This window comes from uncultured Kriegella sp., from assembly GCF_963975415.1.
Lineage (GTDB): Bacteria > Bacteroidota > Bacteroidia > Flavobacteriales > Flavobacteriaceae > Kriegella.
In genome coordinates this window covers 133,479-146,528 of sequence record NZ_CAXBGN010000009.1, presented here as the reverse complement: position 1 = coordinate 146,528, position 13,050 = coordinate 133,479, and the positions used below count along the sequence as shown (strand labels likewise).

Here is a 13,050-nt window from a genome sequence, read left to right as displayed (position 1 = left end):
AAATAGACGCTCTTTAGAAGAGGCCTAATTTTAGAATCAAGGAATCCATATTCCTGAAAAAGTATTGAAATAATTTGAATTTTATATTGGATGAAGATTGTTATTTGTTTGCTTTTACTTGTTGTGCAGCCGCTTTTTTCACAAGCCGAGGAGTTCCAAGTCTTTCAGGTTAGAGGGAAAATCACCTATGGTACTGATTCCATACCTGTTTCTAGGGGTAATATTATAAAGGTTGTTGCAAAAGACAGCTTTCAATTTTCCACGATCAACGACATGGCTAGATTATGGAATATGGACCAGGAAGAATATGTATTTTTGTGCCATCCTTCGCGATTTACGGGAAAAAAAAGTATGCTCACACAAAAAGAATATACGTCTACCCGAGGGGGAGATGATGTCTTTTCCTATCTATTTATTGAAAAAAACAGATTGATGCGACCTAAGAAAGTGAAAGTCTTTTTTGTTCCAAAAGATGAGGACTCGCATTATTTTTTTGAATATAAAAAGAATGCTGATGTGGTACGAAAAAAACTCATGCTGCATGAAGAGAAAACGCTGTTCATCAGCCATGACATATTAGAACCGGGGCATGATGGCACTGAAGATACGCTCTCTTACGGCACTATCGGTTTTTACGATGCAGTTTCAGATACTGATAAGGTAATGAAGGGGGTGCATTATGTTTTTAAGGATTTCGAAAGTGTCAGGGATGAATTAGCGCTTCTTGAAGGTCTTTTAGAAAAGAAGGGAAAAGCTGCTGCTGAAGTCGATGCAGAATTGAAGGCCTATTTAAAAGATAGCTATGGCTCTGATATTGAGCTTACAGATTTCCGGAGGAATTAGTTAATATGAACAGGAAACAAATTAAATTTTGCATAATCAACACCTTGGGCGCTTTGCTGTTGTTTTTTGTGCTTCAGAAGAGTCATATTCTACCTGGGGAAAACAGTAAACTTTTCTTTCTTGGTCCTCTGGTCAAGAATATGTCGATCTCAGAGACCCCTGAAAGTTATAAAAAGGAATTTTTGATTATCAATACCAGTTATGATAGAATGTTGGTGCCCCATTATGAGAATGTTTTGGGAGAGGCTGATTTCAAGGGCTTGCAAAGGGGCAATATTGATATCTTAGATCGAGAAAAACTGGCCCGATTCTTTAAACGTATCAAAATTTTTCAGAATTATCGGTATATTATTTGTAACGTGCTGTTCGATCAGCCTTCTGAATACGATAACGATTTACTTTCTTCAATATCCAATACTCAAAATATAGTGGTAGCACAGGGTGAGGATATTAATAGGTTGCTACCGGAATTTAGAGCGCTTAATTTAGGTTTAGATGCCATATATACGCCAGGGGGATCGTTTAGCAAGTATCGCCTTTTTGAAAAATCTGGCGATAGGCTCTTAAAATCTATGCCGCTTAAAATGTATGAAGCATTGTATGACAAGAAAATAGACGATGGCTTTTTCTTTAGTCGATTGAACGGTTCTTTGATATTTAACGATTTTACACCAGAATATGAAGTGAAAAATGACGCGGTAATCCGACCCATTGACCTAGGTGATATTTTATTATTTGATGATGCCCATCTTGCCGAGCTCACAAAGGGTAAGATTATAATTATCGGCGATTATTACAATAACCTCAAAAAAACGGTCTACGATCCAAAGACACCTTCGCATCTGATTTTATTGAATGCTTTTTTAGCCTTGGAGAAGGGGTACCCTAAAATTTCATTTGGGTTGGTAGCCAGTCTCTTACTTATTTTTCTGTTTTTTTCATTTTTAATTATCACCAAGCAGAGTAAAGTGGAAAGTAGGATTTTTAAATTTCCTTTACTTGGTGGTCTCGTGGGGGGGGCAAGCTATGTGTTGGCGATGTCGTTTTTTTCGATTTTAATCAATGCTATTTTCGGAAGCAACTTCAATTTGGTTTACATGGGGGTTTTCTTTTATTTGGAAAACATCGTCGTAAACCGTCATTTTCATTACCTCAGAATTAAAAGAAGGTTAAATATAGGGCCTAGGAGCGGTAGGAAAAGAAAACCGACTACATGAAAATAATCCATAAAGGAAAAGATTCAAGGCGACAGTTGCGCCGTGAGTTGCTTGTTTGAATTGAAGGAATGCCTTAAGCTACTAATTATTTTATAGTATTCCTTCGAAATAACCGGAATGCCCCGTCAGTTTAGATATCACAAATCGTGACACCTTGTTTTAAAGCAGCAATCTGGTCGTCCCAAGAAGGCACGAACTCTTGGGCAACATAGCCTTTATAACCCGTTTTTAAGATGGCCTTCATAATCGCAGGGTAAAATAGCTCTTGCGTTTCATCGATTTCATGGCGGCCCGGGTTGCCTCCGGTATGGTAGTGCCCGAAGTATTGATTGAAATCTTGAATGTTGCGAATAATATCCCCTTCCATAATCTGCATATGGTAAATATCGTAGAGCAGTTTAAAGTTTTCGGAACCAATTTGTTTGCAAAGTTCAACACCCCACGCACTCTTATCACACATATAGTCTGGGTGGTTTACTTTAGAGTTCAATAGTTCCATTTGAACCATCACACCATGCTTCTCGGCAATGGGCATGATTTTTTTTAGTCCCTCCGCACAATTTTTTAATCCTACAGCATCATCCATACCATTGCGGTTTCCGCTAAAACATATCAGGTTGGTGAAACCGGCTTCCGCTACTTTCGGTATCATTTGGGTGTAATCGGCAATAAGTTCTTTGTGCAAGCTAAGGTCGTTCCATCCTTTTTCAATACCAAAACCTGCGCCCCAACACATAGAGGAATGAATTCCATATTTTTTCATTAACGGCCAATCTTCAGGTCCGGTAAGATCCATGGCTTTAATACCCAATTCATTCAAGTTCTTCAGAAAATCTTCCATCGGAATGTCTTTGTAGCACCATCTACAAACGCTATGATTGATATTGTTCTTTAGTTTATAGGTGTCGCTTTGGGCGTTCGGCATTGCATTTCCGTTTTTATAGGCAAGCACGCCGACTGAAGCTGCTGCCGATGTTCCAATAAATGTTCTTCTTTTCATAATACCATGAATAATCGGGATTAAAGATATATTTTTAAACCCACAAATGGAAATATCACCAGACAAACGAAAACTTATCGAGTTGGCCTATTATAGAATGCCTTTTGGCAAATTTAAAGGTCGCTATTTGATTGATCTTCCTGAACCCTATTTGGTTTGGTTTCGTCAGAATGGCTTTCCACAGGGTAAGTTGGGCAATTTATTAGAGGCGATGCTCGAGATAAAGGTTAATGGTCTTGAGCCATTGATCTATAGAATTCAAAAAGATTTTCCTAAAGATTCCCCATAAATTCCTATTGCAATTTGTATCTTTGAGCCCCGTAACAAGGAAACTAGCATGCCAGATACAAAATACATTTTCGTTACGGGAGGAGTTACATCGTCTCTTGGAAAAGGAATCATTGCCGCCTCATTGGCCAAATTACTGCAGGCCAGGGGATATAAGACCACAATTCAAAAATTAGACCCCTATATCAACGTTGATCCAGGTACCCTGAACCCATATGAGCACGGGGAATGTTATGTTACCAATGACGGAGCTGAAACTGATCTTGATTTGGGGCATTATGAGCGTTTTTTAAACGTAAGAACATCGCAGGCCAATAACGTTACTACCGGTAGAATTTATCAAAGTGTCATCGAAAAAGAACGGCGAGGTGAATTTTTGGGTAAGACGGTACAGGTCGTACCCCATATCACGAATGAGATAAAAGAACGTGTTCAGGTATTGGGCAAAAGCGGCGAATATGATATCGTTATTACTGAAATTGGTGGCACGGTCGGTGATATCGAGTCGTTGCCCTATATTGAAGCGGTACGGCAATTGCTTTGGGAATTGGGTGATAATAATGGTATTGTGATTCATCTGACGTTGGTTCCCTTTCTTTCTGCGGCCGGTGAATTAAAAACAAAGCCTACACAACATTCGGTGAAGACTTTAATGGAAAGTGGAATTAAGGCTGATATCTTAGTGTGCCGGACAGAGCATGAGATTTCAGATGAAATAAAAGATAAATTGGCATTGTTCTGTAACGTTAAACGCGAAGCAGTGATACAGTCTATCGATGCTTCCACAATTTATGACGTTCCCGTTTTGATGCAGCATGAAGGATTAGATACCGTAACCTTGAAAAAATTGGCCTTGTCGGATGAAACCGCACCAGACTTGGGGCAATGGAAAGAGTTTCTAGAACGACATAAGAATCCGAAGCATGAAGTAACCATAGGCTTGGTAGGAAAATATGTAGAACTCCAAGATTCGTACAAATCGATATTGGAATCATTTATTCATGCAGGTGCCACTAATGAAGTTCGGGTCAACGTAAGATCAATACATTCAGAACACTTATCCGATTCTAATCTTAAAACTAAAATGAAAGGCTTGGATGGTATTCTTGTAGCGCCGGGGTTTGGTGAGCGCGGTATCGAGGGTAAGGTAAAAGCAGTGCAATATGCGCGCGAAAACCGAATTCCGTTTTTGGGCATCTGTCTAGGAATGCAAATGGCAGTGATCGAATATGCACGAAATGTGTTGAAACTAACGGATGCTAATTCTACTGAGATGGATGGAGGTACCACCGATCCGGTCATCAATCTGATGGAAGAACAAAAGAGCATTGTCAACAAGGGAGGCACTATGCGTTTGGGCGCATGGGATTGTGAACTGTTGGATGGTAGTTTGGTACAGGAGTCTTATAACGGAGCTTCTCAAATCTCGGAACGACACCGCCACCGATATGAATATAACAATGCTTATAAAGAACAATTGGAAAGCTCGGGCCTTATTTCTTCTGGAATAAATTCAAAAACCGGACTTGTAGAAGTGGTGGAAGTTCCTGAACATCCGTGGTTTATTGGGGTACAATATCACCCTGAGTACCGAAGTACGGTAGCCAACCCACATCCACTTTTTGTAGGATTTGTAAAAGCGGCTTTACAACATAAAAAACGACAAACTAATGCCAGTTTGGCATAAAATTTAGAATTGGACATATATTTGCTTGGCTGAAGGTACATGACGGTTTAAATTATTTCCTGACGTTTGAACGTGGATGGGAAAACCGAATGATTGAGTACCTATTGTTCGAACAAATGTAAATTGATTTAGATAGATGGAAGAAAAGAAGGTTGATATAAATTCGATAATTGGATTTGTTCTGATTTTTGGGATACTCATTTTTATGTTTTACCAAAATAGGCCCACTCCCGAGGAGTTGGAGGCACAAAAGGCAAAACAAGAACAGGTAGATGCCCAGACCGGCAATAGTGATGGGCCAGATACGGGTATTGGTATGCCTTCACAGATAAACCTACAAGATTCTACCGCTATAGCACAATATAAAAGCGCTATTGGTGCCTTTGGTTTCACAGCGCCTTCAAATGCCAGCACTTCTTTAGAAAACGATCTTGTTCATTTGACCATTAGCAATAAGGGAGGGTATATTACCGAAGCCCGAATGAAGCAGTTTCATACGTATGATTCGATACCGGTTTATTTGGTAAAAGATGGCAATGCTGCTTTTGGCCTGAGTTTTTCCACTTCCGATAATAGGGTTTTGAATACCAAAGATTTGTTCTTTGAACCCTCACTATCAATAAGTGGTGAAAATCAAGTTCTTTCCTTAAAGGCCAAGGTATCGGCGAGTGAATTTCTTGAATTTCGATATGAAATCAAACCTTCCGATTACTTAATAGACTTTACCATTCGCTCCCAAGGCCTTAATAGGGTCATCAACGGTAACCAACCCATTAATTTAGAATGGAACTTAAAAGGAATTAGACACAGCAAAAGTGTGGAGTATGAAAACCGTTATACAGAGATGATGTATAACTTTGAGGGAGGTAAAATTGATTACCTATCCGCAGCTAGTGATGATAGTGATACAGAAGAAGATGTGAAGTGGCTTTCGTTTAAGCAACACTTTTTCACTTCAATTTTGGCAACAAAGAAAAACTTTAAAACAGCAGATTTAGAATCTAAAAATTTAGTTGAAGAAGAGAGCCTAGATGTACGTTTTACCAAAGATTTTGGTGTTTCGATTCCTTTAGCGTTAGAAGGTGGTGAACTTGCCGAGAATTTAAACTGGTACTACGGCCCAACCGATGTTGCGGTTTTAAGCAAATATGAAGAATATGGTCTAGATGATACTATTTATTTCGGATGGGGTATTTTCGGTTGGATTAACCGTTATGTGTTTACACCATTCTATTCATTTTTGAGTTCGTTTTTGCCTTTTGGTATCGCTATTGTCGTAATGACTATTTTAGTGCGATTGGCCATGTCGCCGGTTACTTATAAGTCGTACCTCTCGCAAGCTAAGATGAAAGTGCTTAAGCCTGAAATCACGGAATTGGGCGAGAAGTATAAAGACAACGCCATGAAAAAGCAGCAAGAGACCATGAAGCTCTATAGCAAGGCAGGTGTTAGTCCGATGAGTGGATGCGTTCCCGCATTACTACAAATGCCTATTTTTTATGCTTTGTTTATGTTTTTTCCGACTTCTTTCGCACTTCGGCAAAAAGCATTTTTGTGGGCCGATGACCTTTCATCCTATGATGCGATAGCCCATTTGCCCTTTAGTATTCCTTTTTACGGAGATCATGTAAGCTTGTTCCCAATTTTGGCATCCATTGCTATTTTCTTCTATATGAACATGACGACAGGCCAGAACATGCCAACGCAGCCTGGTATGCCTAACATGAAGTTCATTATGTACTTGATGCCTTTCATGATGTTGTTCTTCTTCAACAACTATGCTAGTGGTCTGAGTTTATATTATTTTGTTTCTAACCTGATTACTATTGGTATCATGCTCGTCATAAAGAATTTTATACTTGACAACGATAAAATTCATGCACAGATTCAGGAAAACAAAAAGAAACCTAAAAAGGAAAACAAGTTTCAGAAGAAAATGCGTGAAATGATGGAACAAGCGGAGCAACAGAAAAAAGCGGGCAAGTAATTCGGAAAAGTAAAGAATGCCCGAAATTTGGTTTTGGTCGAAAATAGAAGCCCATGCCTTTTTTCTATTTTTTTAAATAAAGTTTTTAAAGATAAAAGCCCCGACATTTTGGTCGGGGCTTTTAGCATTGTTAGGTTTAATTTGGTAAGATTTGGGACTGCGAATATGGCCTATATTTACCGTTTTGAAAAAACTTAGTTGTCAAGTGCCATTTTTTGTATGCTAATTCTTGCTATTTTGATGAAACGCTCATTTGGAAGCTTTTTTTGAAACTGCTGCTCTTATTTTCTTGTAATGGGCTACAAAAAAAACCTCCATTTTTAGTGGAGGCTTTGAGCAATGTTAGGTTTAATTTGGTAAGATTTGGGACTGCAAATATGGGGGATAACCCATCCTAAAAAAAAACTTAGTTGTCAAGTGTTCATTTTTGTATGGCAAACCCTACAATTTTGATAAAACCTTAAATAGCGATGCAATTGGCGAAAGAAAAGGTGGAAATTAAAAAAAGTCCCAACCTTCTGGTCGAGACTTTTAGCATTGTTTGTTTTGGTTTGGTAAGATTTGGGACTGCAAATATGGGGCTGAATCCATCCTGTAAAAAATCTTAGTTGTCAAGTGCCTTTTTTTGTATGCTAAGCGGTACGATTCTGATGTAAGGGTATCCCCTGCAAAATTCTAAACTGTTATTTTGTTTTAATGTGGGTGGCTTATTTTATTTTTGACGTTATCCCAAGATGCTTTTATTGATTTTATGACCTGCCCGTGCCTTCTTAAATCTATAAATCCTATAAAAAACTCCATCTTGCCCTTCTTATAAATGAAAGTTTAGCAAGATGGAGTATCAACAGCCAATCTATAAAGTCTTGATAGGTTTTATAAATTAGTGACCTAGTAAGTCTAAAACCTCTTGAGGAAGCAAAACCTTGTCTACAATGTGGGCTACACCATTTTTCGCCATTTGATCGGCAAGTATTACTTCAGCGTTTGCATTGGTAGCATCATCTATAAATACACCTCCATGTAAACTGATGATAACATTTTCTCCCTGAACTGTTTCGATTTCTTGTCCGTCGCTTAGATCAGCAGATAGGGCAGAGGTCGCAACAACGTGATACGTTAGAATTTTGGTCAAGAGTTCTTTTTCTGCTTCGGTATCAAAATCGCCCAAACTGTTATACTCATCACCCAAGTCATCCAACAGGGCAGCGAACGCAGCATTGGTCGGAGCAAACACTGTGAACGGTCCATCTCCGCTAAGCGTTGCCACTAAGTCGGCGTCGGCCTGCACCAGTGCTTCTACCAAAAGACTGAGGTCGTCGACAGCTTGTGCCAATTCGACCATGTTTGGTTTTAGAGCGTCCAATACTTCTTGTGGTAGTAAAACTTTGTCGACAACATGTACAACTCCGTTACTGGCCATTTGGTCGGCAAGTATAACTTGGGCATTTTCATCAGTGGCATCATCGGTAAATACACCGCCGACAAGACTAACCACAATATTTTCTCCTTGAACCGTTTCGATTTCCTGGCCTTCACTTAAGTCGGTAGAAAGTGCTGCCGACCCTACCACGTGATACGTGAGAATTTTTGCTAAAAGTGTCTTTTCATCTTCGGTATCAAAATCGGCCAAACTGTTATACTCATCACCCAAGTCATCTAACAGGGCAGCGAATGCAGCATTGGTCGGAGCAAACACTGTGAACGGACCATCTCCACTAAGGGTTGCTACCAAATCAGCATCGGCTTGCACCAAAGCATCGACCAATAGACTCAGGTCGTCAGTGGCCATGGCCAATTTAGGAATGTTCTGGCTATTTAATTCGGTAACAAAGTCAATAGCCGATTGCGGAAGCAATACCTTGTCGATAAGGTGTACGACTCCATTGGAAGCCATGATATCGGTACCAGTAATGTTGGCATTAACGCTGGAGGCGTCTCCCAAGACAAATGTGCTTCCTGAGGCGATCACTTCGATGCTGCTACCGCTTAATGCTGTTGAAACATTTCCTTGGGTCAAATCGGCCGCCATTACTTGGGAGCTAAGTACGTGGTACAGAAGAATATCCCGTAGCAGGTTTTTCTCAGCTTCTTCATCAAAATCAGCAAGGCTATTGTAGTTTTCGCCAAGGGCATCGAGTAAGTCACTAAAGGCATCGTTTGAAGGCGCAAATACGGTAAAGGGACCATTTCCGCTTAAAGTTTCGACCAAGCCTGCATCTGCCTGTTGTAATGCAGCTACCAAATTACTTAGTGTGCTTTCGTTTTGAGCAAGTTCAACAATATTTAAACTGGTCTCTTGTTCCATATTTGTGTCGTCATCGCTACTACATGATATGGTCAACGAAAGGAGCAATGCTGCAAATAAAATTTTAGATTGTAATAAAACCTTTTTCATAATGATATGGAGTGTTAGATTATAAATGTTTAACTTTTTTATTAAATGATTAAACAATAATATCAAAACAAAACGAAAGTCAAAACATATTTAACTTTTGTTTAATAATAATTAAAAAATATTAAACAAAATTTAGTTTTGTTTAAATTTGTGAGTGAGGAATGCAAAACTTCACCGCTGATGTTGATGATATAGGTGTGTTTTTTGAACGAATGACTGCCCCTAATTGAATCATAAATGAATCCCAAAAGCATGGTGTTGATCTTAATTGAATTACATTTTCGTATTTTTGCACTTTAATATTAGGTAATGAAAAAAGTAGTTGTTGGACTTTCGGGAGGTGTAGATTCTAGCGTTGCAGCATATTTGTTGAAAGAGCAAGGGTATGAGGTTATCGGGCTTTTTATGAAAAATTGGCACGACGATTCGGTGACCATTTCAGAAGAATGTCCTTGGTTGGAAGACAGCAATGACGCATTAATTGTTGCCGAAAAGTTGGGAATTCCTTTTCAAACGATAGATTTGAGCGCTGAATACAAAGAGCGCATTGTTGATTATATGTTTGATGAATATGAAAAAGGTCGTACACCAAATCCTGATGTGCTTTGCAACCGTGAAATAAAATTCGACGTTTTTCTTAAAATTGCCTTGCAACTGGGGGCAGACTATGTGGCTACGGGGCATTATTGTCGTAAAGGAACGCTTCAAAATACGGGCGGTTCTAAAACGTATCGTTTATTGGCGGGAGAAGATGGAAACAAAGATCAATCTTATTTTTTATGCCAACTTTCTCAAGAGCAGTTGTCGCGAACGTTGTTTCCGATTGGCGAATTGACCAAACCTGAGGTACGTCAGATAGCTGCTGACAACGGCTTGATTACTGCTGGAAAGAAAGATTCACAAGGGCTTTGTTTTATCGGTAAGGTAAGATTGCCCGATTTTTTACAGCAAAAACTAAAACCCAAAAAGGGGGTCATTGTTGAAGTACCGTCCGATGATTCGCAATACAATAGATTGCAGCCAAAGTTTGCTACGTTACGGGAAGAATTGGCATACCGCTCTAAAAAACCAAAATATCATATCGAAGACGGCAAGGTCGTGGGAGAGCATCAAGGTGCTCATTATTTTACCAAGGGGCAACGTAAGGGTTTAGATGTAGGAGGCACTAAAGAACCGTTATTCGTTATTGAAACCGATGTGGTAGAGAATGTAATTTATACCGGTCAGGGTAAGAGCCATCCAGGACTTTATAGAAATACCTTGTTCGTAAGTAATGACGAATTGCATTGGTTGCGACCCGACTTAGCATTGCAGTTGGATGAAAAAATGGAGGTGATGGCCCGAATTCGATATCGCCAACCGCTACAGAAGGCTACCTTGTATAAAGTCGATGGCGGACTGTATGTTGATTTTGAAGAAAAACAATCGGCTATCACGGAAGGGCAGTTTGTCGCTTGGTATATAACCGATGAATTGATTGGTTCAGGAGTTATTTCTTAGATGCACCTTTATAATTTTGTTGATTGGTGTTTACCATTATATTTTCTAATATCTTTTTGTGCAAAATAGAATTACAAATCTTTTTGGTATCGAATACCCCATAATTCAAGCTGGTATGGTTTGGGCGAGTGGTTGGCGGTTGGCTTCGGCTGTTTCCAATGCAGGTGGTCTTGGCCTAATCGGCGCTGGAAGTATGCGCCCCGAAATACTTTACGAGCATATTGAAAAATGTCAAAAGGCGACCGGCAAACCTTTCGGGGTGAATGTACCTATGCTATATCCTGAAATTGACAAGATTATGTCGATTATTGTGGAATCGGGAGTCAAAATTGTATTTACTTCTGCCGGAAACCCTAGAACCTGGACCTCTTATTTGAAGGCAAAGGGAATTACCGTTGTACATGTGGTCAGTAGTGTGAAGTTTGCTCTAAAAGCGCAGGAGGCCGGGGTAGATGCCGTAGTAGCCGAAGGTTTTGAGGCCGGAGGACATAATGGTAGGGATGAAACCACTACGTTAGTTTTGGTTCCGGCCGTAAAGGAGCGTATAAATGTTCCGTTAATTGCCGCAGGTGGTATTGGTACCGGCCGTGCTATGCTAGCAGCTATAGTTTTGGGTGCCGAGGGCGTGCAGGTAGGCAGTCGTTTTGTAGCTAGTGAAGAAGCTTCGTCTCATCAATCTTTCAAACAACGGGTGGTGGAAGCAGGTGAGGGTGACACCCAGTTGACTTTGAAAGAATTGGCACCTGTTCGCTTGCTAAAGAATGCCTTCTATGAAGAAGTGCAGCTGGCTTACAAAAAGGGTGCAACCGTAGACGAACTAAAAATATTATTGGGAAAAGGAAGGGCCAAAAAGGGCATGTTCGAAGGTAATCTTGAAATGGGTGAATTAGAAATTGGCCAAGTGGCCGCCCTGATTCATGATATCAAACCGGCATCACAAATTATCGCTGAATTGATAACGGAGTTCGAACTGGCCAAAAGCGAAATAGCTATATCGTAAGTTGATTACGATAACGTAAGTTTTTATCAGTAAAACTTTCAGTATTGCGAAAATTCTTGTGAGATGACAAAACTCCCTTCAAATCCATTTGAAAACCTAGAAAATACCTTAGAGGTTACTTATATTTACCCTGCATTTAATAAAATAGAAAAATAAAGCAATAGAAATGAAGATAGGAAGGATTAAATTTTTAGGAATGCTGAGCCTTTTGCTCGCAACGATCAATACATCACTTTACGCATTGGAAGATAATCCGTTGGAAGGGCACTGGGATATGGTAGTAACCAAAGATGGGAAAGAACTTCCTTCTTGGTTGGAAATTCGTCATTCAGGTACGAGTACTCTTGTGGGTCGATTTGTTTATGCTATGGGCAGTGCGCGGCCCATTTCCGAAATAAAGGCGACAGACGGAAAGTTCAGTTTTGCAATACCTCCACAGTGGGAATCTGGAGATGGAAATATGATATTCGAGGGTAGATTAGTGGGCGATGCATTAGAAGGTACTATGGTATATACCGATGGAAAGACCTACCAATGGAAGGCAACCAGAGCTCCAAAACTTGACTACATCGAAAACCCGGTATGGGGCAAACCGATAAAACTTTTCAACGGTAAAAATCTTGACGGATGGAAAGCTATTGGCGCAGAGAACCAATGGGTAGCTGAATCGGGAGTTTTAAAAAGTGCTAAATCAGGTGCCAATCTTGTTTCTGAGGAACAATTTACCGATTTCAAATTGCATATCGAGTTTCGTATCCCTAAGGGGAGTAACAGCGGCATTTACCTTCGTGGCCGTTACGAGGTACAGGTAATCGATAGTAAAGGTGCCGAGCCTTCCGATATTTTGTTCGGTGGGGTTTACGGCTTTCTGACGCCTAATCAAATGGCCGCCAAAGCTGCAGGTGAATGGCAGTCATATGATATTACGCTAATAGGTCGAAGGGTGACAATTATTGCCAACGGCAAAACGATTATAAATGACCAAATTATTCCTGGTATTACAGGTGGAGCCTTAGACAGTAAAGAAGGTGAGCCAGGCCCATTTTATATTCAAGGTGACCACGGCCCCGTTGAATATCGCAATATCGTGGTTACACCTATCAGTAATTAGAGAATGAGTTTATAAAACGAGC

10 protein-coding genes are annotated in these 13,050 nt (G+C 39.9%); 8 read left to right on the top strand and 2 right to left on the bottom strand.

All coding sequences use genetic code 11. From position 1 onward, the window contains the following. Window positions 1–90: 90 nt before the first annotated feature. Window positions 91–843 (top strand): hypothetical protein, encoded by a 753-nt coding sequence (locus AACZ88_RS18085; RefSeq protein ID WP_339713288.1) that lies wholly within the window; start codon window positions 91–93, stop codon window positions 841–843. A 5-nt stretch (window positions 844–848) separates the two neighbouring features. Then, window positions 849–2,060: a CHASE2 domain-containing protein gene (locus AACZ88_RS18080; protein WP_339713286.1), complete on the top strand. Its 1,212-nt coding sequence runs from the start codon at window positions 849–851 to the stop codon at window positions 2,058–2,060. A 130-nt stretch (window positions 2,061–2,190) separates the two neighbouring features. On the opposite strand, the gene AACZ88_RS18075 is transcribed toward AACZ88_RS18080, so the two are convergent. Next, a complete protein-coding gene (locus AACZ88_RS18075; RefSeq protein ID WP_339713284.1) occupies window positions 2,191–3,060 on the bottom strand; it encodes a TIM barrel protein in 870 nt (289 codons plus the stop codon). A gap of 46 nt (window positions 3,061–3,106) precedes the next feature. Between AACZ88_RS18075 and AACZ88_RS18070 the strand changes: the two genes are divergently transcribed. From AACZ88_RS18070 to yidC, 3 genes are all read left to right on the top strand, one after another. Continuing rightward, window positions 3,107–3,349: a DUF3820 family protein gene (locus AACZ88_RS18070; RefSeq protein WP_339713282.1), complete on the top strand. Its 243-nt coding sequence runs from the start codon at window positions 3,107–3,109 to the stop codon at window positions 3,347–3,349. 48 nt (window positions 3,350–3,397) lie between these two features. Further along, window positions 3,398–5,035: a CTP synthase gene (locus AACZ88_RS18065; protein WP_339713280.1), complete on the top strand. Its 1,638-nt coding sequence runs from the start codon at window positions 3,398–3,400 to the stop codon at window positions 5,033–5,035. A 136-nt stretch (window positions 5,036–5,171) separates the two neighbouring features. Continuing rightward, on the top strand, window positions 5,172–7,022 hold the full coding sequence (gene yidC, locus AACZ88_RS18060) for a membrane protein insertase YidC (RefSeq protein ID WP_339713277.1): 1,851 nt from the start codon (window positions 5,172–5,174) through the stop codon (window positions 7,020–7,022). A gap of 880 nt (window positions 7,023–7,902) precedes the next feature. On the opposite strand, the gene AACZ88_RS18055 is transcribed toward yidC, so the two are convergent. Further along, window positions 7,903–9,417 carry a fasciclin domain-containing protein gene (locus tag AACZ88_RS18055; RefSeq protein WP_339713274.1) on the bottom strand — a complete coding sequence of 505 codons (1,515 nt, stop codon included), beginning with the start codon at window positions 9,415–9,417 and terminating at the stop codon, window positions 7,903–7,905. A gap of 309 nt (window positions 9,418–9,726) precedes the next feature. Here AACZ88_RS18055 and mnmA point away from each other — a divergent pair, with 309 nt between their 5' ends. The 3 genes from mnmA (at window position 9,727) to AACZ88_RS18040 (ending at window position 13,028) form a co-directional block, all read left to right on the top strand. After that, window positions 9,727–10,917: a tRNA 2-thiouridine(34) synthase MnmA gene (mnmA, locus tag AACZ88_RS18050; protein WP_339713271.1), complete on the top strand. Its 1,191-nt coding sequence runs from the start codon at window positions 9,727–9,729 to the stop codon at window positions 10,915–10,917. A gap of 58 nt (window positions 10,918–10,975) precedes the next feature. Next, window positions 10,976–11,917 carry a nitronate monooxygenase gene (locus tag AACZ88_RS18045; RefSeq protein WP_339713269.1) on the top strand — a complete coding sequence of 314 codons (942 nt, stop codon included), beginning with the start codon at window positions 10,976–10,978 and terminating at the stop codon, window positions 11,915–11,917. 166 nt (window positions 11,918–12,083) lie between these two features. Then, a complete protein-coding gene (locus AACZ88_RS18040) occupies window positions 12,084–13,028 on the top strand; it encodes a DUF1080 domain-containing protein (protein ID WP_339713266.1) in 945 nt (314 codons plus the stop codon). The last annotated feature ends 22 nt before the right edge of the window (window positions 13,029–13,050 follow it).